The sequence below is a fragment of the Nostoc sp. DedQUE09 genome, assembly GCF_034530915.1.
In the GTDB taxonomy this organism is placed as follows: Bacteria; Cyanobacteriota; Cyanobacteriia; order Cyanobacteriales; family Nostocaceae; genus Nostoc.
Map to the genome: position 1 here is coordinate 94,987 of NZ_JAVRCE010000010.1, position 25,752 is coordinate 120,738.

Genomic DNA, 25,752 nt, shown 5'->3' on the forward strand with positions numbered 1-25,752 from the left:
CTGCCTTAAAAATATATAGAATCAAATGCCCATTAGCTTAATCTTCTGAGCTATAAATTCTAAAAGGGACGACTACCTGCAAGGCTAACCCGCTTTAATACTCGTCGCTCATTTGGATTGAATGCTTGACGGTAATGTAAGGTAGCTTGATTATCCCAGTAGACAATATCACCTACAGACCATTTGTGTTCGTAGTAGAACTTGGGTTGAGTTAGATGTTGTCTTAACTGTTCAATCAGTTTAGATCCTTCTTCCGGCTCTAACCCGACAATTTCCACTTCTGTAGCAGCATCTAAGTAAAGATGCTTTTTACCACTCTCTGGATGTGTTCTAACTAAAGGATGGGGAAAGATCGGACTGATTAAAGGAATAGTTTTGTCCAAACGATACAAAGAGCGGGGTGCATTCCGATCTCGCAAAAATGGGTTGTAGGTAATCAACTGTAAATCTGCAATCCGTTCTTTGGTGGCTTCATCTAATGCCTCATAGGCTAAATTGGTGTTTAACCAATAGGTATCTCCACCATGAGTTGGTATTTCCAACGCATAAAGAAGCGAACCACTAGACGGGGTAGGAGTCCATTTGTGATCGGAATGGAAAGTGAGTTCTCCAGTACCGGTATAGCCACCATCGACATTGGAAATCGGAATCACTACCGGAGTTTCTCCTGGTTTAGAAGCCAATACTGGAGTTTCATCAGATGGTACAAAGAGTGCGCCAAAGTATAAAGAAAAGCTCAAAAGTTGTTCATCGGAGAGCTTTTGGTCTTTGAAGATCAAGATGTGGCGATCGCGTAGAGCTTCCTTAAGTTGTAATATGACTTCAGGTGCGATCGGTTGACTGGCATCCAGATCGGTAACTATAGCTCCCAAAGGGGCATCAATAGACCTAATTTTAACCTTTGTCAAAGTCGAGCTAGGCATAATATTCTCCTGAATTTTAGTTTCTTCTTGGGGATAACTACTTATTCGCTAAAACCTCTGAAGGAGTAATTTTGGCGTACTCTTCAGGTGTCAAAAAACCGTCTCTAACATTTACCTTCTTGGGAATAAGTCCTAAGCTGTACCACTTGTCTGCAACTTCCTGTTGCTTGGTAATAGTTTTATCAGTGATTGGCCGTAGTCCATAGTCATATTTCTTATGCATTATTTCTAGAGTTGGTGGATCTAACTGAGTTACAGGAGCAAGTAATTGTGCAACTTCTTTGGGATGATCCTTAGTCCAAATTTCCGCCTTTTCTAACTCCTCTAGAAACACTTTGATAACATCAGGATGAGCCTGATAAAATTGGCGTGAAGTTGAATAAAAGTTGCCAGTATCCCGCAACTTCCCACCATCTGCTAAAACACGAGCTATTTTCTTTTGTACATTTCTGGTAGCGAATGGCTCCCAAATATACCAAGCATCTACCTTGTTCTGACTAAATGCCGCATTTGCATCTGGTGGCGCTAAAAAAACTGATTGGACATCGCTCAGTTTTAGTCCTGCATCTTCTAACGCTTTAACTAATAAGTAGTGACCGATAGAAGCTTTCTGAAAAGCTACTTTTTTACCCTTCAAATCAGTAACACTTTTAACCGGAGAGTTTACAGGAACTAAAAGTGAAATAGCTTTACCACTAGGGCGTGTAGTAGCTAGATAAACAAGAGGCGCTCCGGCTGCTTGTGAAAAGATAGGAGGCGATTCGGCTGTGGATGCGATATCCAGTCCATTGGCATTTAGGGCTTCTAGCTGTTGTGGCCCAGCCGCAAACTCAGCCCACTGTACTTTAAAACCCAGAGGCTCTAATCGCTTTTCCAAGGAACCCTGTTTTTCTAAAACTGCTAAAGCTGAAAGTTGTTTTGAACGTACAATCCGTACTACTTGCTTCTCAGTTGACTTCTGTGTAGTGCTAGATGCACCTACAGACTCAGGGGAAGCTGATGACTGCTGAGTGTTATTTTTGGCTTCGCCACAACTCGATAAGACTGTCGATAGCATTAAGCAGTAGCCCAAAGCAAACAACAACGAACGACGCGTTGCTCTCTGGTTTTTCCTGAATTCAAACTTTCCTTTTGAAGCTGGCATGGGTTGTTTTATTTATTCCTTGATCGGTGGTCAGAACAATTATGATTAATTGCGGTCTAAATAACCAAAAAAACTCTTGTTTATTAATATAGTTGAAAATTAGACTAATTAAATACTTTTCTACTATAAAATAATGCCATTAATTTACATCAAGCTATTATCATGATTACCCTTAATTATGCGAAGCTATTATAAGTAAATAATAATTTTGCACGACACTGTTGATTATAAACAGCTATAGCAACCTGTAAAATCCTTCTCAACTACATCGAAGAAATAATCCAGTGCTGGGTCTAAAATCCCAACTGATTGCATTCTGCATTATGACTTATCTTGTAATAAATTAACTCTTATGTTTCCATACTGCATCTTTAATTTGAAAAGTTTTAGGAATCAGCTTTTGACTGTAAAAAAGTTCAACTACCTGCTGTTGTTCAGCGACAAATTCATCAGTTATATCAAACACCCCTAAGATAGGTCGCCTTTCTAAAGCCCATTTCCAGACTCCCGGTTCTTGTCTAGTTTGCGCTGCTAACAAATTAGCAACTTCATTGGGGTTAGCTTTAGCCCATTCTTCTACTTTTCTTTGTTCTTCTAAAATTATCTTTACTAAGTCGGGGTGATTTTCAGCAAAATTGCGTGTAGCGATATAGTAGGCTCTTTGGGGAGCGACATCAGAACCTTTGGCTAGAACTCGTATTTCATTTGCTCGCTCTTTTCGAGCATAAAACGGATCGCTAGTAGGTAAAACATCAACCCTAGCGCTTTCAAAAGCAACCTGACTTTCTGGAATAGTCAAATAAACAGGTTGAATATCATTGAGAGTTAATCCAGCACTTGCTATAGCTTTTAAAAGCAAATATTGTAGAGCTGTTCCTTTTTGGATAGCAACTTTCTTACCCTTGAGTTCAGTAAGAGTTTTGATTGGTGAATCCTTACGAACAATAACTGCTTGAGCGCCTGCGTTGGAGCCGGTTGCAGCAACATAAACAATGGGGTTATCACCAGCTTGAGCAAAAATTGGTGGTAGATTCCCAACGTTGCCAATATCAACACTATTTGCAGCCATTGCTTCCATCATTGGCGGGCCGCCTCGAAATTCTATCCACTTGATAGCAATACCGTCAGCAGCAAAGCGCTTTTCCAAATAGCCCTGAGCTTTGAGTAGGTTCAGACCTGGTGTACCACTCTGATGGCCAATATTGATAACCTCTAGTTTTTTTGAGCTTGCAGTAGTTGGCTCAACTTGGGGAGTATTGCTTTGAGTGCTTGGAGAGCTACAGCCTGTAACTAACAGGAAGGTCGTAAACGCCAGCAAAAAATAACGAGCTATATTCGCAGGCAACCATGACTTTCTGTAGCTTATGAACATGATTCAATGTAATTTATCGAAGTAAGTGGATATTTTTATTTTTTATTTTGTTGGGCTGAATTTTATTGGTAATTCAGATTTAAAAATTAGACAATTGGGTTTTCAAAATGCGATAAATCTAAGACGTGATTTATCGCGTCTCTACAAGGGGATTGGGCTTGTATGAATGGATTTGGTTATAGATACTCTGACCAGTTTTATAAAAATCATTTTTATCATGTTTACGTGTCATAGAGAAGATTTTTTTAATAAATAAAAATAATTTTTGGGAATTTATAAAATAGAAAAGAGAGTGGGTATTACCCACCCTATAACGACTCGAGGAACTGAGAATTTAAGAATTGAGAGGGAAAAATTTAGGAAGTGGAGTGAGAAGGCCCCACTCCAGGAGGGTGCTAGTGGAAGATTTAAATTTGTGGCGTTTTGATTCTGAATTATTTTTCAATCATGTTCAATTTTGCTAGTGCTTCCAAGCGACTAAAATTGTAGCTTTGAGTTCTTCTGTAAAATGTCCAGATGGCTCAACTGCTAGTAGCGCTTCTCTAAGATCCTTTTCAAATGCTGGGGCGTTATTGCCATAGAAAATTTTCAAAGAGAAGGCTGTTGTGTATAAGTAGCCGAGATAACTATCGACAGTCCAAGATTTTTCAAATAGCACTTCATAGTTTTCTTGACGAGCAAAAGCCGAATTGCCAATTACAACTTCATGAGGAGGATCGACTGGCTTACGAGTGCCTTGTCCTCGTTGTCCAGTCCGGCGTTCTTCACCTAACCATTTTTTCACTACTCCAACAGCAGCTTGTTTCCAAGGTAAATTGCTTTCCCAAGGGTTATCACCAGTCTGAAGCAGTGCTAGTCCACCATCATCAGTTAGCAATTCATAAAGGCGTTCAAGCACTAGTTCGCGTTCCATCCAGTGGAAGGCTCTACCAATAGTGGTTAACTTAAATTTCCCTAAACTAGAGTCGATTAACTCTGCTCCTTGTTCTAACCAAGTAATATTATTTGCTCCGACTGCTGCTGCTTGCCGTTTAGCTTCTGCAATCATTTCTGGATCGGGATCGATCGCCACAACTTCTTCAAATTTGGTTCGCAGAGGAATGGAAATTAACCCTGGGCCAGTACCCAAATCAAGGAGTCGTCCTTGACCATTGAGATTAAATATTTCGGCTAGTTTGTCGAATACAATCGGTGGGTATTTGGTTCTATATTGAGCGTAGCCTTCAGCAGCTCCCTCAAATAAACTTGGGTCGTAGGTAGGAAGTGTTTTGAGTTGAGTCATATCAATTTTGGATTTTAGATTTTGTAGAGACGCGATGAATCGCGTCTTTGGGGATAAAGGTGAAGAGAGAAATAACCAATGCCCTAAGAATATTGGGTGATAATCGGTAGCTGCTCGTTAAGTACCCAATCACCGATCGCACGCAATTTGTAATCCACAGGATCGTGCAGGGTAAAGGTTCGCAAATCCCGCCAGTAACGGTCAAATCCATATTTGGTTGCTGTGGCGCGTGTTCCTGTAACTTCAAAGATGCGGTTGGTAATATCTATACCTACACGGGTCGCTAATGCCTTAGATGCGGAAACTGCGTTAGCGAAGCTCGCCGCAGGCATCGCAACTTCTCCTCTTTCTTGATGAGTCAGTTCTACATCTTTGTCCCATGCTGCTTGCACCTTCTCGGCTGCTTGGTCAGCTAGAGCGATCGCAGCTTGAATTTCAACCCAAAAGTCTCCGTAATGATGCAGAATATATGGGTCTTGAGTTGCACTATCTACTCCTGAGGTAATCCACGGTTGAGTAGTAGTTTTAGTATATTCACGAGCAGCTGCAAAGGCTCCTTTAGTAATTCCTAGATAAACGTTGGTTTTTGTTAGCTGGGCAATAATCCCAAGAAAAGTTGAGAAGGCACTATCATGGGGATTTGGTGGCCCCAAAATCTCATCTTTTTCTACTAAGACATTGTTAAATGTATAACTGCCGCTATCAGTGCGACGTTGCCCAATATTATCCCAATCTTGATTAGAAACTAACCCTTCTCTGTCTTTGGGAATTATGAATATGAAAGGCAATTCTACACCATCTTCTAAAGCAGAGAATACCCGATAATCTGCAACAGAAATACCTGTACCAAAACTTTTAACACCATTAACCCGAAAATTCTCGCCTTCTGGGTTAATTTTCAGCCTAGTATCCTTTGTATTAATTGCATTTGCCCAAAATAAGTTATTCTTAGCAGTTTCTCTATAGTATTTTTCCTTTTGGGCTGGTGTACCAGAAACGTGACCCAAAGCCGTTAAATTTAGGTGATTCCCATATAACTGACCAATTGAACCATCTGCTTTTGACAGTTTTCTGACAATTTTTAAAGCATCAATCCAAGTTGCACCAATTCCACCATATTGCTTAGGTACAATCAGTGACAACAAACCACTTTCACGCAGTTTATTAATTTCCTCTTCTGGAACTCCAGCTTTGGCATCGCGTTCAACTGCGGATTGAGCAAGTTCCTTGGATAGAGAAGCTGCTAGGTCAATGTAATCCTTCGGTTTTGTAATATCTAGCACCATAATCAAATCATCCTTGGTATTGTTTCGGCAGTAGGCAGCAATCAGACACAGAATTTAGAAGAGAAATGTAGAGTGGGCCAGGCCCACGCTACAAGTGAACAGAGGAAATGGAACATGGAACGTTGCAATTGTCGTTAGTCATTAGTCATTGGTCATTTGCAAAGGACTAATGACTAATGAAAGTTATTTCTTAGCCGCCAGATATTCGTTTGCGGCTTTCTCAACACCTGTACCTTTGAAGAAGTCTTGATTGAGACTGGTGTACAACTCTAAAGGATGGATTGAGAGGAAGTAGCGGAGGTCTTCTTCGGTAATGATTTCGCGTTCTGCCATTGAGTAGGCGTTGGCAGTAACGGCGGTGATATCTGGCACATCCCAGTGACCGGAATCTGAACCTAAGAAGGCTTTAACTCTGTCCCCAAAGGGATTAGCTGCACGATTAAAAGCTTGGCTTACACGGGTATCGTCTGATTCTGTACCGAAGTAGAAATGATTCAAGAAGCGATCGCGCACATCTTCTGGCTTCTCTATTCCTGCTAGTTCAAATTCGTCGAGTTCACCTGGATCTTCTGGAGCTAATAGTTGATGGTGGAATCCTAAACCATCACCAATTTTATCTAAGCGTCCATCTACGAGTTCGCCACCGTAGCGGGTGTACAACTCTACTAGTGCTTCTTTATCGATGATCGCAGGATTGTTATTTGACAACAAATGTTGTTTGTTCCGGGTTTCCCAGTGCCAAATAATATCAGCGTAGAGACTAGCACCCCAAGCCGAACCACCTTCTAAGAAGGCAAACTTTAATTGCGGGAAGCGGCGGGTAACTCCACCAAAGAACAGCGATTTGCATAATGCTTCGGCTGCAAAGGCGAAGTGATTAATGTGATTGTACTGGGCGTTGGTGACAGAACGCTGAGTTGTCCAACCTTGGCTAGAAGCGTGAGTTGTGGGTACAACTTTCAGTTCTACGCACTTCGCCCAGAATGGATCGTAATCATACTGGCTATCTAAACCAAAGTTATCAATCCAAACCACTTCGTTAGCGACTTCTTTGCCATACTTCTCAAAGGCAGGAATTGGACGACGGACGTAACCGGGGATTTGAATTGCTTTGAGTCCGAGAACATTTACTGCATATTCCAACTCTTCAATCCCTTCTTCGGGAGTGTGTAGTGGGATAGCGGCGATGGGTGTTAAGCGATCGCTATAAGGGCGGAAAATATCAGCATGGTAGGTGTTAACTGCCCGACAAACAGCCCGCCGCATTTCTTCGTTGCCGATATTCGGGGCCATTGTTGCCAAGTTGGGGTACACAACGGCAAAGTCTGTACCTGCTTCTTGTAAGCGTTCGTGCAGCAACTTGGGTAAGCTAATGGTAGCCAAATTCAAAGTATTTTTGGTTGGACGACCCCACCAGTTAGGGCGATTGGTACGATAAGCAAAACGTTCTTCCCAACTTTGCTTATACCACTTAAAGCGGGAAGCTCCTGGTAAATTTTCTTTGAAACGTTCGACAATTTCAGTTCCACCAACTTGCTCTAAATAATCCAAGACTGCCGGTTCAAATTCTTGGGTATGTACATCGGTGTCAATGATGGGATAACCAAGTTTTTCTCGAATTTGAGCAGACCTGGTTTTTTGTGGGCGGTCTAGAGCGATCGTCATGATATTTTACCCTAAATTATTCAAAAGATTTGTGTATCTTTGAGATCCCCCCTAGCCCCCATTTTTAAGGCTACGGTGTACACACAAGTCTGAAATAGCTGATTAATCAATGTTTTACCCCACCCTAACCCTCCCCTTATAAAGGGGAGCCACTGCGTTGGGCGGCTTTGCCGACTTGAAGCATGTGGCGTGAGGGAACTAGATTTTCCGGTTTCCCCCCAATATATCGGGGGGATTAAGGGGGGTAATTTGACTTGTGTATGCACGGTAGCTTTTTAAGGGGGGCTGGGGGATCATCAAGATTGAGGGACATAACGAGAAAATGGAATTACCGGCCGGCTTTAGCCAAAAACTCATCTGCTGTTTTCTCCACAGCCGTACCTTTAAAGAAGTCACGATTCAAGCTGGTGTACAACTCCAAGGGATGAATTGACAGGAAGTATTGCAAATCTTCTTCGGTGATAATCTTGCGTTCTACCATTGAATATGTATTAGCCGCGATCGCAGTAATATCAGGTACGTCCCAATGACCAGAATCGGAACCCAAGAAGGCTTTAACGCGATCGCCATAAGGATTAGCTTTGCGGTTAAAAGCTTGAGCTACACGGGTATCATCTGATTCTGTACCGAAGTAGAAGTGATTCAAGAAGCGATCGCGGATATCCTCTGGCTTGGTAACTCCTGCAACGGCGAATTCATCCAAATCACCTGGTTCTAACGGTGCTACTAACTCAGCGTGGAAACCTAAACCGCTACCTAGTTGATCCAAACGACCATGTACTAATTCGCCACCGTAACGGGTATATAGTTCTAACAGTTCTTCGCGATCAATATTGGCGGGATTGTTATTTTCCACCAAATGGTCTTTATTGCGAGTATCCCAATGCCAAATCAAATCGGTGTACAAACTAGCACCCCAAGCTGCACCTCCTTCTAAAAAGGCAAACTTGAGTGTGGGGAAGCGGTGAGTTACACCACCAAAAAACAGAGATTTACATAGTGCTTCCGCAGCCGATGCAAAGTGACCAATATGGTTGTATTGGTAATTGCTAATCGAACGCCGATTGATCCAGCCCATACCGGAAGAGTGGGTGGTGGGAACAACTTTCAGTTCTACGCACTTCGCCCAGAAGGGATCGTAATCATACTTACTATCCAAGCCAAAGGTATCAATCCAGATGGCTTCGTTGGCTACTTCTTCGCCATACTTCTCAAAGGCGGGAATCGGGCGGCGGATATGTCCGGGGATTTGAATTGCTTTGAGTCCCAGCACTTTCACCGCATATTCCAATTCTGCGATCGCCTCGTCGGGCGTATTCATGGGAATAGCAGCAATTGGTGTTAAGCGATCGCTATAAGGACGGAAAATATCAGCGTGGTAAGTATTAGCCGCACGGCAAACAGCCCGCCGCATTTCTTCATTCCCGATGTGTGGAGCCATCGTTGCCAAGTTGGGGTACACAACGGCAAAGTCTGTCCCTGCTTCTTGCAGGCGTTCGTGCAACAACTTTGGCAAGCTAACAGTAGCTAAATTTAGGGGATCGTTAGTGGGACGAGTCCAGAAAGGAGGGCGGGCGGTGCGGTAAGTGCGGCGTTCATCCCAAGATTCCTTAAACCATTTAGAGCGAGATGCACCGGGTAAGTGTTCTTGAAAACGCTCTGCGATCGCAGTTCCAGCAACTTGCTCTAAATAGTCCAAGAATGCTGGGGGAAACTCTTGGGTATGTACATCGGTGTCGATGATCGGATAACCAAGTTTTTCCCGAATTTGAGCAGACTTGGTTTTTCTGGGACGTTCTAACGCAATAGTCATAGGTTCTACCTGATTTTTCAATTGGATTGGGTAGATAGTACTGATTAAGAAGGTTGTCTACTTTCTTCTTAACAGCATTTTTTTGAAGAGTTGGAATTTTTCTTTACATATAATGTGGCGAGATTAGTAAAGATAAAATCTCGATAATCAGCTTTGCTAATCATCTTCCTCTTCACAAACTTGTAGACATTAGCTGCAACAGCAATAGTCATAAAACCTTCCTGCAAACCGTAGATGAAATTAACGAGGCTGTTCTTTAGCAACCCAATCTGTTAATTTAAAGTCTGACTTTGCTAAACCCTGCGAGACTAAAAATTTCTTTGTTCCTTCTAAAAGCTTCACACCCTCGGCTGGTAATGGTTCTTCTGAGATTTGTTTCAGTGGGTACGATATTTTGATGATATCGAGGGGATATTTAGTAGTTTGTGCGTGATATTGATAATATTCGTCAGAATTAGCTTTTAAATCCTTGGCTGCTTCTGTCAGAATTTCGTTAAATTTTTGGGGAAAATCAGGTTGTTTCGCCAAAAAGTTCTCGGTTGCCACAACTAATGATGTCCCTGATAAACCCTGATGATTTGCTGAAGAATCAATCACTGGAAATCCTTGTGATTTCAGAAAAGGCCCTAGATCGCTGGAAGTTGCATAAGCCGCTATATCACCACGTTCTAAAGCTGCTTTTGCCTCAGTAGTCATTAAGTGAACAACTTTTACATCTTTGGCAATTTTAGCTTCAGCTAATAGACCCAGCAGGTATCTATGCATATAGGAACCTTTTTGGGTAGCTATTTTTTGACCCTTAAGTTCAGCAAGCGATCGCGCACCATTCTTTTTCGCTACTAACCAAGCGGTTGTATTAAATTGAGTAATCCGCAGCAGTCGCGTTTCCTGACCTCTCGCTCTCAAAACTATGGCTGGTGTATCCCCTAAAGAACCAACATCTAATTGTCCGGCGACAAGCGCCTCATTTAGATCCGGCCCGTTAGGAAATCGTGCAAAAGTAATATTTTTAAATCCTGCTTTTTGCAACTCCCGATCTAAAATTCCTTTTTTCTTTGCCCAACCAAGTGGCCCTGTAGGTTCTAAACTACCTACATAACCTATACGTAGTGTAGAAATATTATTGGATGCAGCAACAGTGTTATTGACATTAACAGCCTCAATGGATTGAGCAGATTTATTTTCGCCTTGGCTACATCCTGTAGTTACTAACAGTAGGACACAAGCCACTGAGGTTGATAATCTGGAAGTAAATTTATTTTTACTGAGATAACCTGTTCCTACTGAAAATAACAGCATGACTATTTTCTCCGCCGCACTATTTCATCTGCTTCAAAATTTGGAATGTTTGATCCGTTTTGGCTGTTGAAGTGCGTTTATGTCCCCAACCAACGTTTTCACGATAACTACCTAGTAGCCCAACTTCTACTAATTCTGCTTCGTTGACTAAAGTCTTCATATCGCTTTCTGGTGCAACATAAAGAGCATCAACTGGACAATACAACTCGCACATATAACAGGTTTGGCAGTCGCTCTGTCGAGCAATAGTTGGCGGTGCATCAGGTACACGGTCAAATACGTTGGTTGGACAAATATTCACGCAGATATTACATTCTATGCACCGCGACTCGCTGACCAACTCAATCACACTGCTGCTCCTATTTTGGATAAAGACTTTTCTGTACTCTGTAAAGGCTGACTCTTTACCCAGACTCGATCTAATCCGCCACTAATCAGGTGATGTTGCTGGTTAGCATCTTGTTCTGGATAGTCTTGATGTTTGTGCATACCACGAGTTTCTTTACGTTCAATGGCACTGCTGTACATCCATCGTGCTGTGGCTACCATTGCCGTAGCTTCTCGCGCCCGGATTAGCTCTTTATCTGATGTTACCTGGCTATTGCGGAGTTCTTGCCAAAGATGATTTAGCTTACTCAAAGACTCGGTTAAGCCTTGTTCTGTACGGAAATAGTTCTTTTCGTAAGGGAATACTTCAGCTTGGACTGCTTGAATCACTTCATTAGTTGCCAAGGTTTGAGAGCGATTGCTCCCACTTTGTAATCCTACTTCTCCAACACCCTTAACTTGTCGTTGAGTTTTCTGTTCCCCCAAACTGCGGCTATATTCAGCAGCCGATTTCCCTGACCAATAGCCAGAAGATATTGCCCAAGCCGCATTATGACTACCACCGCCAGTAAATCCGCCACAAATCAATTCCCGTGTAGCTGCATCTCCAGCAGCGTAGAGTCCCCGTACAGAACTGGCACAACTTTCATCTACAATCCGAATTCCCCCCGTACCGCGTACAGTTCCTTCTAAGCGTAGGGTAACAGGAAAACGTTGGGTAAAGGGATCGATACCTGCACGATCAAAGGGTAAAAAGAAGTTGGGCTGTGCTAAACGCATAGATGGCTGCATTGATTCCGCCGCTTTGTCTATGATGGCGTAAACTGGCTGTTGCAGTAATGTCTGGGCTATTACTGAACGTCTATGAGAACTTGCCCCTGGAATTACAGTACCGTCTTCGTAGGTGAAAGTTGCCCAATTATAAAACAGGGTTTTGGTGACTGAAGAAAAGGCGGGAGAGATGCCATAAGCATTAGAAAATTCCATACCCGACATCTCGGCTCCTGCTTCTGCCGCCATTAGATAACCATCCCCCGTCAGGACGTTGCATCCTAACGCTTTACTGAGAAACGCACAGCCACCAGTTGCGATAATTGTGGACTGCGATCGCACTCTCCATTTCTCACCAGTCTGACGGTTCACACCTGTTGCACCAGCAACAGCACCATCGTTATCAACCAGTAATTCTAAGGCGGGGCTGTTGTCTAAAATCTTGACTCCAGCGCGTTGAATTTGCCGCCGCATCAGCCGCATATACTCCGGCCCTTGCAGCGATCGCCGGTAGGGTTTACCTTCATCATCGGTAGGGAAGGGATAACCCCACTCTGCTAACTGATTGACGTTTTCATAAGTCTGATTCAGTACTCGATCCATCCAATTGCGATCGGCTAAAAACCCACCCAACGATTCTCGGCTCGCCTTTGCTGTTTCCCGTGCTTCTGGATCTGGTGGCACATACCACACACCATTCCCAGATGCAGCAGCGCATCCAGTTGTGCCGCAATATCCTTTATCCACGAGGACAACTTTAGCTCCACTTGATGCAGCACTCCATGCCGCCCAAGTTCCAGCCGGACCACCTCCGATCACAAGCACATCTGCTTGGAGAGCGAGTTCAAAATCGGTTGTTAACGTCTTCAGCATCTACCATTTCCCCCCATCTATAAAGTCTTAAGCATTAAGTCTTCACCCCATCCATGCTGCAAAATAAATATTTAAAAATCTAGAAATTGTAATTCCTTAATACAGGTTCTCACTAGCTTGATATCGTTTAAATACATTATCTTGATCGATAAACCGTAGTTTTTAGCATAATAAAGTTTTTCACAGTTTTCGACAAAAAGCAAGTATTTGACCAAACAACTTCAAACGTAAATTTATGTAAAATCAACTGAGTTATCTTTCTCAATAACTTGCTTTGTACCGTCTTTTGTGCAATTTTTTTTGCAAAATACTTAAATTCGATAAATTTACCGTATTTTAATAAATTTTTCTAAACAGTTTTGTCTAGATAGTAAAGACGCGAAATTGGATTGGGCTTTGTCTTGTGACGCTAACATTGCCTCCCTTAAGACTCAAGAATCCCCAGACTTTTGATTACAGCTATTTTCAGGTAAATAGACCACGCAGCAGGGGTGCAAGGCCTTGCGCCAGGTGTGGTTCAAATACATGAAAACTGCTGTAAACGTCAGCAAATTTTTATTCAGTCCGGGGAGTGCCAAAGGTTAAAAACAGGGTGTAGGGGGTAGGGTGTAGGGAAGACGGCATTGGTAGGGGCTTGTAACCCCAGCAATGCAAACTAGAGTGAAAAACGGGGCTTGAATGAAGAAGGTTGTTGGGGCTGTCTATGCAGCCTACACCCCACACCCCGCTCCAACGGGGCTTGGTTAAAACCTAAAGACAGTACGAACCCAAGCATATATACTATCCGGATTGTTGGAATCAGAGTCTGGTGCAGTAATCCAGATCAAACCTGGCGTCACCTCAATATTATCTCCGATTTTATATTGGTAAAATGCCTCAACGTGCAGGGAAGTATCTTTGTCTGCCTGTCCTGCACCTGCTCCCAAATCTACATTTTGACTAAGCCTGGTGAGTTTCGGCTCCATACCAACTAAAACCCCACCTAGAGCACCTTCACTAAAAAGATCGGGGAATGCTAGCCCTACTGCCCAATCCATAGCATTACCATCTCCGCGTCCCAAATAGCGGTGTGATGCATAACTTATCCACCCATTAATTGCGAACTTGGGACTAACTTGATAAAACGCCTGTAGACCATAAAGATTACCCACAGTTCCTGTTCCAGCTACGGTGCTATTTACCAGGTTACTCCCGACTGCTGGGCCGAAGTTTGTTCCACTTAGTCCTCGGGTATTCGCTGGGCTATAAGTATTGACATAAGTTGCAGCCACCCGAAAATTTCGATTAGAGGAGTAGTAAATTAACTGTGCTAGAGCTAAATACCTGCCTGAAAAAAAGCCATTATTGGGTGTGGGATTACCGCCGTTTGGTGCGCTGTACGCTATCCCGAATTGAACCTGTTTGCCTAATCGCTGGAGTATGGCAATTCCTGGGCCGCTATCTCCATAGTTATAGACCAAAGACCGCCGTGAAAATCGTGAAATCCCATTAGCACCAGTTGCAGAAGAGGATTCAAAATATGGGTTAACGGGGCCAGAAAGACCTATCTCACTAGCTCCATCAGACAGGGCATAAATGTTGACTTGGGTATCTGGATTAGGTAGAAACCGATAGCGAACACCACCGAGGGTAATAGTGTTACGTGCAAAAGTAATACTGGAGTTATCAGCAGTCCTCCCCTCATAAGTTCCTAATAATGTGGCTTCAGCTCTTGTTTGTCCCAACGACTCAATATTTCCACCTGATAGTGACAAGCTTAGTGAATCTTTACCGTTAAAACTGGTGTTTAGTCGTAAAGATGTTGAGCCTTGAAGTGTGGGATTGCGAGGTGCTTGTCTCTTGGTAACGACGTTATTGCCAGCCAGAAGTGAACCAAGAACAATCTGGGCACGACCTATAAGTTTGGTTGTGGTGGAAAATTGAGTTGCTTCTAACTGCGCATTTCGTGCTTCTAGGGTATCTACGCGTCCCCGAAGTTGGGCGAGTTCTGGAGAAAATTGTTCTTGTAATTTTTTGATGGTATCCAAGTCTTCGCGTTTGACTAAATCTGTTGTCGAAGTCGCTATTAGTTCATTGAGGCGATCTAAGGCTGCATTTAACCCAGCTGCAAATTCATAGCGCGTTAGGGAGCGATCGCCTTTAAATGTACCATCTGTATATCCGGCAATTACACCGTAGCGCTCAACTAGAGACTGTAATGCTTGAAATGCCCAATCTGTCGGCTTAATATCTGATAGTTGCGAGACGGATGTCACTTGCCCTGCTGCATTATTTGGAGCCTTTTGCTTAGTTGGCGGTGCAACTTGCAACAATTGTGATACAGGTATCACTCGATCTTGGATCTCGTTTGGAGCTTTTTTAACAGTGACTGGTGCAATTGAAGTGTCTACTGTTTGATTGACAACTACTTCTGGTTCTTTGTTCTTTTCTATTTCAATAGTAGATACATCAGATTTAGGTAATTCAGCCTGACTTTTGGCTGGATGAAAAACCAGGATAGCTAGAATATCTAGCACTAAAAGTACCAACGCTATGGATCTATAATTCCAGCCCAATTTCGACATTACTCCTTAACTCCTCAACCTTAAAGATGAATAAATTAGCCCTTGATTTGGTATAAAAGACAAGATAAATCATTGCTCTAATATTTCTAGCAAACAGTTAGAACATAGATTTAGCAAACCTTTAGCCGCTGAAAAAATCACAAAATTATGATCGGGATTGAAATCGATACTAATATTGGAATTTTCAATCCAAAATTCGCAATTAATAAAGAACCTGACGTTATAAATAATCCTAAAAACGTCTAAATTCAGACAATAACTGCTTTAGCAAAGATTTCTCTATTTTCAACAAGGGAAACTCAACCACACACTACATGAACTAATACTTCTGAGACATCCTAAAATCCGTTTTTTGGGTTATGCTGTACAAAGTTCATCAATGGCTACTGACATCGACTCAAGCTTGATTTAGATTCAACTGATTATTTACCAATTAATATTAATTGAAAACACTATTTTCTAATCAGCTATATTTTGACAGCATTAATCACCATCTAAACACGATAATTCTATCGACTTACCGTACTTTAGTAAAATTATCTTTGCATAGAGCTTGTTACAATGCAAGACCTAGTACTTTTTCTTTGTAGATGCGCCCTATATATTCGCCTAAGATGCCAACACTGACTAATTGCACAAATCGGAAGCAGAAAATTGCCATCACAATAATCGTCAATCCGGTTAAAGGCGAATGGGAGGCAAAAAGATGCCGATCAAGACTAAGCTGTTAAGTACTTAATTTACACGTTGAGATCGCAGGGGAGCAGGAAAGCAGGCGGGAATGGCACTAAGATTCATGTGAAACCTCATGAGGGCAGGTTGTTGGGGGTAGGGTGTTCCAGACAATTGAATGCGAGTGCGTCAAGGAGTTCAACATCTTCTTAATTCCCCACACCCGAACCTGCAACCCTACACCCCACACCCTTTCATCCAGGAATACCAGGGATTTACGCTTAACAAGCGTGCCATTCAAAGCAGGGGGAGAGGGTTTGAAGTTCTTACCCTTAATAAAGCCACGAAACCAGAAGTGAACACTTCAAATTCGCAAAAATGTGGCTAATTGACATAAAACTTGTATTCGTCACGACAGCCATTGTTGCAAAAAAAGTGTCATGATTATCGGGATTGTGCGTGAAAACGTCAATTTTGTAGGCAATTTTCTTTATGAATCGTTAATCTATCACTGGCGTTTTAAATAATTTCCTGTAAAATGCTGACTATAAACTACGGCAATTCGATCGGTCTACCGTAGGAAATATACTTGTACCCTGCCTGACACAAATGCAAATTCTTTGGTTTATTCCTACTGGATCTCATGACGGACGCTATTTAGGCACAGATATTGGCTCTCGTGTTGTCACACCTGATTATTTGCAACAAATTGCCCAAGCTGTAGATAGTTTAGGCTACACGGGCGCATTGTTACCCACAGGGAGTTCTTGTGAAGATGCTTGGATAACCGCCGCCGCTTTCATCTCTGTCACCAAGCAGATGAAATTTCTGGTGGCAATTCGTCCAGGAATTACTTCCCCAAGTGTTGCTGCACGGATGGCAGCAACATTTGACCGAATTTCTAAAGGAAGATTGTTAATTAATGTAGTGACAGGTGGAGATCCGGTGCAGCTGGCTGGGGATGGCTTGCATCTTAGTCATGACGATCGCTATGATTTAACCGATGAATTTCTCAGAGTTTGGCGGGGTATCGTCAGTGGGGAAACAGTCGATTTTAAAGGAAATTACCTGGATATTAAAGGTGGTAAACTCCTATTCCCACCAGTTCAAAAACCCTATCCACCTTTGTGGTTTGGTGGTTCATCTGCTGCTGCCAAGCGGGTTGCTGCTAAACATATAGATGTTTACCTGACTTGGGGCGAACCTCCACAACAAGTGGCCCAAAAGATTGCTGAAGTTAGGAAATTGGCGGCTGAACAAGGTAGAACAGTCCGTTTTGGGATTCGCTTGCATGTAATTGTGCGAGAAACCGAGTCAGCTGCTTGGGATGCAGCCAATGAGCTAATTAAGTATGTCGATGACGATGCGATCGCTAAAGCTCAGAAAGACTTAGCTCATTCTGATTCTGAAGGACAGCGGCGTATGAGTCAACTACATAGTGGTAGTCGAGAAGTCTTAGAGATTAGCCCCAACCTGTGGACAGGGATTGGATTGGTGCGGGGTGGTGCAGGTACGGCCTTAGTTGGAGATCCTGACACCGTTGCCGCTAGGATGCTGGAATATCGCAATTTGGGGATAGAAACATTCGTTTTCTCTGGATATCCCCATTTGGAAGAAGCGTATCGCACCGCTGAATTATTATTTCCACGTTTACCTTTGCAGAATGAACCTGCACCTTTAACGCCAGCAGTTTTGAGCCCCATTGGCGGCAATTTCGCCAATGAAAAATTTGCGAAACAATTAACAAGTGCTTCATGACTTAATAATTCGTAATTTGCTATTTAATTACGAATTATGCGACCGATGCTTCTAGATTTATCCTTGTGGACAATCTAAAATCTCAAATCCCATGACTATTTCTCTTAAACAGACTAAAAGCAAAAACAATACAATATTTCTGAACGGATTGTGGGAAAACCAACAATTCCAGAAATTAGTTCCTTGGATTGTGCCTGTTACCGTATTAGTTCTTTGGGAATTTGCTTCCAGAACTGGTCTACTTTCCAGCAGGATTTTGCCAGCACCAAGTGGTGTAATCACTACAGCGATTAAACTAGGATCAACTGGAGAATTGTTCCAACATATAGGAATTAGTGCTGGGCGGGCGATATCTGGTTTTATCGTTGGTGGCAGTATTGGCTTCAGTTTGGGATTGCTCAATGGCTTTTCCCGTGTAGCAGAAAAGTTATTGGATAGTTCCTTGCAAATGCTCCGTACTATCCCTAATTTGGCATTAATTCCGCTAGTGATTCTCTGGTTTGGTATTGGCGATCAAGCTAGATTATTTCTAGTGTCTATGGGGGTATTTTTTCCGTTATATCTCAATACATTTCATGGCATCCGCAGCGTTGACCCTGGACTGATTGAAATGGGAAAAGTCTACGGATTAAAAACACCACAACTTCTGTGGCAAATAATTTTCCCAGGAGCTTTGTCTTCGATTCTCGTTGGTGTCCGCTTTTCCTTGGGGATTATGTGGTTGACACTAATTGTCGCAGAAACGATCGCAGCAGATTCTGGTCTTGGTTATATGGCAATGAATGCCCGTGAGTTTATGCAAACCGATGTTGTGGTTTTGAGTATTGTAATCTATGCACTGCTGGGTAAATTAGCAGATGCTGTCGCCAGAGGATTAGAAACAAAATTCTTGGCTTGGAACCCCAATTATCAAAAGTCATAAATACTAAACTCGCCATAATCAAAGGTTAAAAAATCTTGATTTTAACTTTTGCCTAACAATTTTAGATTGCCGATTTTATCTTTTTTTGCTTCACACATAAATACCACTTGCTTTATGCTGAGGAACCCATCTACCTAAGTGGCTGACCTTTATGGGTGAAAGAAATCCAAGGTTCAAAATCTAAAATCGGTGACTTCTATTAATTTTGAGTGTGGTTTGCGTTCTTCAAGGTTTCATCAAATAATTACATTCCAATTGTTCTCAAAAGGGGGTTTTGCAAGTGAGTTCAAATGTACAGGGTACACAACTAAGTATTTTGGATTTGACGAAATCTTTTGACAAGAAAACTGTTTTAAACTCGCTGAATTTAGAAGTTGAAGCAGGTGAATTTGTCGCCATTGTCGGACGAAGTGGTTGTGGTAAGAGTACTTTATTGCGTCTGGTGTCAGGATTAGATAGAGCAACTTCAGGTGGAATACTACTGGATGGAGAACCATTACATAGACTCAGCCGCTCTGTAACAGTGATGTTTCAAGATCCCCGCTTGCTGCCGTGGAAGCGCGTTATTCAGAACGTGGGGTTGGGCTTAGAAGGTAATTGGCGTGAAAAAGCTTTATGGGTACTTAATAAAGTCGGACTCAAAGATAGAGCTGATGAGTGGCCTTATGTTTTGTCTGGAGGACAACGACAACGGGTATCATTAGCCAGAGCGTTAGCCAGTCAGCCCCGTTTGTTGTTGCTAGATGAACCTTTGGGAGCATTGGATGCTCTAACTCGTCAAGAAATGCAGCATTTGATTGAAAACTTGTGGCAAGAGCGAAGATTTACTGCGTTTTTGGTTACTCACGATGTGGAAGAAGCTGTGGCGTTGGCAGACCGAGTGATCGTGATTGATCAAGGAAAGATTTCTATGGATTTACCTGTGAGACTTTCACGCCCGCGGGATAGAAGTAGCGAAGTATTTATCAATATCAGAGAAGCAGTTTTAGAGCGAGTAATGAGCAATGAAAGTACTCAGGTAAACAACCAATTATTACAGCTGAGTAGTTGAAATTAAGCTTTTTGTAGTCAATCAATGTTAAACTTGAGGTAGCTGCGGTAAATAGGCTACTTCGAGATTCAAACTTGCTCTTTAAAAGTAGATATTTATAGCAATAAAAAATTATTGATGAACAATCAAAATACCTCTTAAATCTCCTCTTTGCTATTCTAGGTGATTTTTTCTATATTCACAATCTAGATAAACTAAAATATAATAATCTAGATTGTTTGATTGAAATAAATAAAAAATATCTTAATGATTGTCAAAAAATTAACCAAGTATGATGCAGAAGATTATAGAAGGATCAGATTAGAAGCTTTAGATAAAAATCCAGATTCATTTGGCACAACATATCAAGAAGAAGTAATTAAGACGATAGAAGAATTTCGGGCTAGAATTCCAATAGATAATAATAACTTTATTTTGGGATGTTTTGAGGATAAACATTTAATTGCAATAGTTGCATTTAACCAAGAATTAAGAATAAAACTCCGACATAAAGCATATATCAGTAGCATGTATGTTCAACAAGAGTATAGGAGAAAAGGCATAGGTAAATTATTACTAAATTAATTAATTGAAAGGGCAAGAACTATTAACAATGTAGAAATATTATTACTTGATATTGTTAAAAATAACTTTTTAGCAAAACCACTTTATTTATTATTGGGCTTTCAAATATATGCAACGGAGAAAATGGCGTATAAAGATAATAACAAATATTTTCATCTAGAACTTATGTGTTTACAAATTAAATAATCATCCCTGAAATATTGGTAAATATCATCATAATTTGTGCCAAGAAAAATGGTACTCATTTTTTTGTCACATATAGTTAATTTTCAGAGATAGCCTTGTAAATAAAGAAGAGATAATCTACAATGAAGCTCATTTTGCCCCTCGATCTGGTTGCTGACATTGAACCACATCTACCACCCAATACAGAGATTGTAAGAGTAGATGTTGAAGGAAATTTAGATGGGGATACCAGCGATGCTGAAGTTTATTTCAGTTGGTTTTTATCGAGAAGTCCTATACTGCATAAAATATTAGAAGCAGCACCTGCACTACGTTGGCATCATGCACCTAATGCAGGGGTGAATCACATCCTGACACCAACTTATTTGCAAAGAGATATTATTCTCACTAATGGGGCGGGAGTGCATGGAATTCCGATCGCAGAATTTGTAATTACTTACATACTGGCTCATGCCAAACACCTGCCAGAATTATATGCTTTACAGGCTGAACGTCACTGGAAAAGAGGGTTTGCCATCCAAGAGTTGACAGATGCAACCTTGCTAATTATTGGCGCTGGTGGTATTGGTCAAGAAATTGCCGCCCGTGCTAAACCCTTCGGCTTAAGAATTATTGGCAGTCGCCGTCATCCCCAAGAGCTACTAAATTTTGATAAAGTAGTGGGTGCTGATGAATGGCGATCGCTCCTGCCAGAGGTAGATTATGTAGTTATTGCAACACCCCTAACTCCCGAAACCAAAGAATTTATTGATGAATCTGTATTGCGTTCGCTCCCAAATCATGCCTACCTAATTAATATTGCTCGCGGTGGCGTAATCGATGAATCAGCATTAATAAAAGCGCTCACAGAAGGTTGGATTGCAGGTGCAGCATTAGACACAGTTAACTCAGAACCGTTAGCACCAGAAAGTCCTTTGTGGTCACTTCCTAATATTTTTATCACCCCTCATACTTCCGGTCATTCACCCAAGAGTAAACAGCGTTCAATAGCTTTATTTATCGACAATCTAAAGCGTTACCAAGCTGGTCAGCCGTTACGAAATGTAGTAGATAAAAAAGCAGGATACTAAACAATCAAAAATTAAAAACTAAAAATGAAGAAGTGCTGCCGATTGGGTTGCATAATCTAAAATCCAAATCCAAAATGGAATTAGGGAGTAGCAAATTGTGAAATTAATTTTACCCGATCATCTCATTGCAGATATAGAGCCACACCTACCATCATAGATGTAGTAGAGGTGGATAGTGAAGGTAATCTCGATGGTGATGCTGGTGATGCAGAGATTTATATCAATGGATTTTACCTGAGAACCTCTACCCTTGACAAAAGACCTCTTGCAAAAGTGCTTTTTGCAAGAGGGGAAAAAGGGTAAAGGTTAAGGGGGAAGGGGACAATACAGAACCTTTCCCCTTTCCCCCTTTCCCGACAAATGCCCAGAAGTCTAAAGTACTGACAGCAGCACCCGTGCTGCGTTGGCAACAGTCACCGAGTGCTGGTGTGAATCACATCCTCACGCCAACTTTTTTGCAAAAGGATATTTTATCCTCACGAATGGTACAGGGGTTCATGCAATTCCAATTTCGGAATTTGTACTGGCATTTATGTTCTATCACGCCAAGAATCTGCGGAAATTGCAAACTTTGCAGAATGAACAGACTTGGGTAAGAGGAATGTTTCTCGAAGAGTTGGCAGACGCGACTTTATTAATTCTCGGCACAGGAAATATCGGTCAAGCGATGCCTTCGGCGGGCTACGCCAACGCATCTCGTGCCAAAGCCTTTGGAGTCACAGTTTGGGGTAGTCGCCGCCATCCCGAACCCCTAGCGAATTTTGACCAAGTTGTAGGTGCTGATGAGTGGCGTAGTTTACCGCCGTAGGCATCGCTCCTCCCCTGCTCCCCTGCTCCCCTGCCGTCCCCAATCACTTGACTTTCAGCACCGACTTACCCAGTGACTGGCAAATAACATCATTCTGTGGTGTATGGATACGGCTGCACAGAACATCACGGTAGTGTCGCTCTAAAGGATTTCTTTTTAATAGACCAGGATTACCAGTTAGTTCTAAGGCAATCTCCACAGCACGAATTGAGTTGGTTGTAGTAAGGTATTTCACAGCCTGTGCCTGTAATCCTACGCTAGGCTCATATTCGCCCTTGTCAATATCTTGAGCCAAACTATAAATCAATCTATTATTAGCAAACAGCAGTGCTTCTATCTCACCTACAGCAGTTTGGAAGCGTGGCAAAGTTGCCAGTGGCTCTTTGAGATTAGAAGGCGATCGCTCCCAAAGATATTTAACAAGCCAGTCTCGCGCACTACTAGCAACACCGAGATATAAAGCACTCACTGTCAAACTGCCCCAAGTGGAAATCAGTGGATCAAAAGATGGCACAGCAGATACGGGGTTGATATCTAGAGCATACTCTGAAGGAATTAATACATTCTCTAAAATGAGGTCATGGCTGCCCGTAGCTCTCATCCCCAAGTGATCCCAGGTTTCGACAATTCGCAAACCAGGCAGATCGCGTGGAACTAGAAAATTCCCAACTTGTGGTTCATCTTCAGTTGTCCGTGCCCAAACAACAAAATAGCTGAGGATAGGACTGCCCGTGGTGTATTGCTTATGTCCTGTTAAACGCCAGCCCTCTGCTGTTCGTTCGGCAATTGTCGCTGGCAATCCGCCTCTCGCTGGCGTTCCTAACTCTGGTTCAACACGGGCAGCATTCAGTAGGGCAATGCCTTCAGTTGATTCACGACACAGCTGCTTATATACTTCTGGATGCCAGCGACGGCTACGCGCTGCATGAGCATGTTGAAGATAGTGCATTGTTAGTACTAATGCAGTCGAAGCATCGCCATGTGCTATCCCTTCAATCACCCGGCAGATAGTTCTCAACCCCAAATCCTGGCCACCGAATTCAGCCGGAATGGTGAGGTTGAGTAATCCTGCCTCATGCAAAGCTGTAAAATTCTCGAAAGGAAAGGAAGCATCTCTATCGTGTGCCCCTGCGCGGGTGGCAAAATCTTTGGCCAGAGCCTCAACTCGGTCGAAAAGATTGGGGAGAGTTTCTAAGCCTTGGGCTACAAAGGTGTCTGGCACTGCTTGCTCCAACTGTGACATAAGTACTCCTTCGTAATTCACTGTAATACTAAATCAGAGATGTTTTTCAATATGGAAGCATCTCAAGTTTGCAGGAACATCAATTTTTCGCACGATGCCAGTCTCCCCTCAATCCCCAATCCTCATTGCCCTAACTGTCTTACTTCTAAGCTTCTAAAATACTACTTAAAATCGACTGAGATTTAGTAATTAATTATTTCTCTAAGTATGACACAAACTCCTTTCATAGAGCAAGCTAACCAAAGGATTTAGCGATCGCCCCACAACTTAGGAACTGAATTCTCTACTGGTTTTTTAAGCTAATCATCATTAGAATTAAATCTCCGCATTTGTAACCAAGCACGGAGAAGCAAGCGAAATATTCTCTGTTGAGAGTAATATAAAGATCCCTATATAACAGAGGGATCATTTTCTCATCAAGTAGATTTTCCGATGGATAAATATACAGCAGCAGCATTGGCGAGGGCAACCAAGCTGATATTGGTTGCTTTTATAGCGGTTCCTCTGCTAATGAGGTATAACTGGACTTCGTATATAAATTTTTTCAACTTTGAAGATGTACCTTATTTGATTGAGAACTGCTATGGGTGATTTCCGATATTTAACCAAATCTATGGTGTCACACTTTCGTCAGGGCACTGGCTCTATAACCACCATTAAATTTATCCATTTATTACTTAACTGGATCGCATCGCAATCTTAGGTTTTAAAAGAAGAATTTGCGGCTTATTGTCATTTTTTGAACTATAAGCTCATTTAAACATGACGGTTATTTATCAACTTCTATCAAGCTGTAATATGTATTGCTGCTACATCCTTGATGAGAAAAATGCTAAGATTAAGGTAGTTAACTAGTGTGTGTGCCGGATCACAATATTAATGTGTTTTACCTCACAGCTAATTCAAACAACTTAAATATCACCTTTAAGCAAACAATAGTCGCCGTTATGACTACCATCATGTTATGCCGCCTAGCTATTTAAAGATTTAATGTATAAATGGTTGTAAAATATATTTTTTTTGTTAAAAATCATTTATTAGATGACTTGTGAGAAAATTTACATTAAGAAACTAGTAAAATATCTAAATTTAAGAGCTAAGGAGTGTAAGCTAATTATGTAAATATCATGTTTCTATGTAAATATGATGATGTTCGCAAGTCTGTTTTGGTCACTTGCATTTGTTACACTAGAGGAGGTATAATACAAACGTTAAATAACTTGCTAGATGCTCCCTTAAAAATACTAAGCAGTGCTGGAGAAAGATCCATTCTGGAATTTCCAAGCAAACTCAAGCAACATTTGTTTAAGTGTAGTTTTGCTTAATTAGTAAAATACTACTTAAACAAAAATTACGATGTGCTTTTATAGCTTTATAGTTGCTTTAGTCTTCTATTTCTTGTAGCCAACTCAAAATTTTCTTTTGTTGCAGGTTGCATGATAACGATGAAGCTATCCCGGAGACTATCCCCTAGACTCGCCAAAGCACTAGGGAATATGCCGGGCGGTAATTGCACATTGTGTAAATTTCTGATTAACACTACAAGGTTAGTCAGATTTGTAGTTGTGGTTTTTTTGCTGTCAGGCTTTTATCACACAACTGCAATGAATTACGTTTTCACATAATTTACGACTCAATGCAATTTCTAAATACAATTATGTCACACCATTTAAGTCAAGACAAGGCTGTTAAGAAGTTAGGAATCTCTGAAAACATTCTTTTAAGAATTATTCCAAGTCAGGTGTTGTTCAAAAGTATGAAAGCTAACTTTCAACTAGAACATTGCCCAAAATAGAAAAAACTTCGAGAGTTTGTGACTGATAAATGAAACACTTTGCGTAGCTATTGCAGCATATAGCAAATGATGCTCCAAAAATAATTCCTCTTACAACTGCCGCTAATTGCCAAAATGAGCTATCCATATTTGTGTGGAGTATCTGAATGCAGTTAGTTGCTCTTGAAGCTAAATGTAAGTAAACAAAGCTCTAGCTCGACATTTTGGCATTTACACTAGTTATTGCTACATCAATAACTGGCTGCAACAAGGGGGTTTTCTGCATAGTAAAGATACCTTGTATGTAAAATATAGATGCTTTGGTACCATGCTATTTGTCTCTAACTTTACTCTAATAAAGCTTAGAGTCTCCTCAGTGAAAATA

19 protein-coding genes are annotated in these 25,752 nt (G+C 41.6%); 7 read left to right on the forward strand and 12 right to left on the reverse strand.

The window, feature by feature from the left end; translation table 11 throughout:
• Window positions 1-59: 59 nt before the first annotated feature.
• The 11 genes from RMY27_RS09060 to RMY27_RS09110 all read right to left on the reverse strand — a co-directional run bounded on the left by RMY27_RS09060 (window position 60) and on the right by RMY27_RS09110 (window position 15,319).
• Entirely contained in the window at window positions 60-923 is an 864-nt protein-coding gene (locus RMY27_RS09060; RefSeq protein WP_322662391.1) for a TauD/TfdA family dioxygenase, read from the reverse strand.
• Between the two features lie 37 nt (window positions 924-960).
• Window positions 961-2,067 carry an aliphatic sulfonate ABC transporter substrate-binding protein gene (locus RMY27_RS09065; protein WP_322662393.1) on the reverse strand — a complete coding sequence of 369 codons (1,107 nt, stop codon included), beginning with the start codon at window positions 2,065-2,067 and terminating at the stop codon, window positions 961-963.
• A gap of 343 nt (window positions 2,068-2,410) precedes the next feature.
• Window positions 2,411-3,439 (reverse strand): aliphatic sulfonate ABC transporter substrate-binding protein, encoded by a 1,029-nt coding sequence (locus RMY27_RS09070; RefSeq protein WP_322662396.1) that lies wholly within the window; start codon window positions 3,437-3,439, stop codon window positions 2,411-2,413.
• Between the two features lie 460 nt (window positions 3,440-3,899).
• Window positions 3,900-4,721, reverse strand: coding sequence for a class I SAM-dependent methyltransferase (locus RMY27_RS09075; protein WP_322662398.1), 822 nt, complete (start codon window positions 4,719-4,721; stop codon window positions 3,900-3,902).
• A gap of 83 nt (window positions 4,722-4,804) precedes the next feature.
• Window positions 4,805-6,007 carry an acyl-CoA dehydrogenase family protein gene (locus tag RMY27_RS09080; protein ID WP_322662400.1) on the reverse strand — a complete coding sequence of 401 codons (1,203 nt, stop codon included), beginning with the start codon at window positions 6,005-6,007 and terminating at the stop codon, window positions 4,805-4,807.
• A gap of 183 nt (window positions 6,008-6,190) precedes the next feature.
• Window positions 6,191-7,672, reverse strand: coding sequence for an amidohydrolase family protein (locus RMY27_RS09085; protein WP_322662401.1), 1,482 nt, complete (start codon window positions 7,670-7,672; stop codon window positions 6,191-6,193).
• A gap of 328 nt (window positions 7,673-8,000) precedes the next feature.
• The gene (locus tag RMY27_RS09090; protein WP_322662403.1) at window positions 8,001-9,485 is read right to left on the reverse strand and encodes an amidohydrolase family protein; all 1,485 of its coding nucleotides are present in this window, start codon (window positions 9,483-9,485) and stop codon (window positions 8,001-8,003) included.
• A gap of 240 nt (window positions 9,486-9,725) precedes the next feature.
• Window positions 9,726-10,784: an ABC transporter substrate-binding protein gene (locus RMY27_RS09095; protein ID WP_322662405.1), complete on the reverse strand. Its 1,059-nt coding sequence runs from the start codon at window positions 10,782-10,784 to the stop codon at window positions 9,726-9,728.
• A 19-nt stretch (window positions 10,785-10,803) separates the two neighbouring features.
• Entirely contained in the window at window positions 10,804-11,133 is a 330-nt protein-coding gene (locus RMY27_RS09100) for a 4Fe-4S binding protein (RefSeq protein WP_322662407.1), read from the reverse strand.
• Window positions 11,130-12,755 (reverse strand): FAD-binding protein, encoded by a 1,626-nt coding sequence (locus RMY27_RS09105; RefSeq protein ID WP_322662409.1) that lies wholly within the window; start codon window positions 12,753-12,755, stop codon window positions 11,130-11,132. Before RMY27_RS09105 ends, RMY27_RS09100 begins: the two co-directional genes overlap by 4 nt.
• Window positions 12,756-13,498: 743 nt before the next feature.
• On the reverse strand, window positions 13,499-15,319 hold the full coding sequence (locus RMY27_RS09110) for an iron uptake porin (protein ID WP_322662411.1): 1,821 nt from the start codon (window positions 15,317-15,319) through the stop codon (window positions 13,499-13,501).
• A gap of 1,281 nt (window positions 15,320-16,600) precedes the next feature.
• On the opposite strand from RMY27_RS09110, the gene ssuD reads away from it, so the two are divergent.
• The 7 genes from ssuD to RMY27_RS09140 all read left to right on the forward strand — a co-directional run bounded on the left by ssuD (window position 16,601) and on the right by RMY27_RS09140 (window position 22,350).
• The gene (gene ssuD, locus RMY27_RS09115; RefSeq protein ID WP_322662413.1) at window positions 16,601-17,749 is read left to right on the forward strand and encodes an FMNH2-dependent alkanesulfonate monooxygenase; all 1,149 of its coding nucleotides are present in this window, start codon (window positions 16,601-16,603) and stop codon (window positions 17,747-17,749) included.
• A 91-nt stretch (window positions 17,750-17,840) separates the two neighbouring features.
• Entirely contained in the window at window positions 17,841-18,671 is an 831-nt protein-coding gene (gene ssuC / locus RMY27_RS09120; protein ID WP_322662415.1) for an aliphatic sulfonate ABC transporter permease SsuC, read from the forward strand.
• Between the two features lie 280 nt (window positions 18,672-18,951).
• Window positions 18,952-19,722, forward strand: coding sequence for an ATP-binding cassette domain-containing protein (locus tag RMY27_RS09125; protein WP_322662417.1), 771 nt, complete (start codon window positions 18,952-18,954; stop codon window positions 19,720-19,722).
• 246 nt (window positions 19,723-19,968) lie between these two features.
• Window positions 19,969-20,286: a GNAT family N-acetyltransferase gene (locus RMY27_RS09130; protein WP_322662419.1), complete on the forward strand. Its 318-nt coding sequence runs from the start codon at window positions 19,969-19,971 to the stop codon at window positions 20,284-20,286.
• A gap of 3 nt (window positions 20,287-20,289) precedes the next feature.
• Complete coding sequence (locus RMY27_RS35485; protein ID WP_416212321.1) at window positions 20,290-20,472, forward strand: GNAT family N-acetyltransferase; 183 nt, start codon at window positions 20,290-20,292, stop codon at window positions 20,470-20,472.
• A gap of 122 nt (window positions 20,473-20,594) precedes the next feature.
• Window positions 20,595-21,542, forward strand: a complete 948-nt coding sequence (locus RMY27_RS09135; RefSeq protein WP_322662421.1) for a D-2-hydroxyacid dehydrogenase — start codon at window positions 20,595-20,597, stop codon at window positions 21,540-21,542.
• Window positions 21,543-21,945: 403 nt separating this feature from the next.
• Entirely contained in the window at window positions 21,946-22,350 is a 405-nt protein-coding gene (locus tag RMY27_RS09140) for an NAD(P)-dependent oxidoreductase (protein WP_416212320.1), read from the forward strand.
• A gap of 43 nt (window positions 22,351-22,393) precedes the next feature.
• Here the strand turns inward: RMY27_RS09140 and RMY27_RS09145 are convergent, their stop codons facing one another.
• Window positions 22,394-23,593 carry an acyl-CoA dehydrogenase family protein gene (locus RMY27_RS09145; RefSeq protein WP_322662423.1) on the reverse strand — a complete coding sequence of 400 codons (1,200 nt, stop codon included), beginning with the start codon at window positions 23,591-23,593 and terminating at the stop codon, window positions 22,394-22,396.
• Between the last annotated feature and the right edge of the window lie 2,159 nt (window positions 23,594-25,752).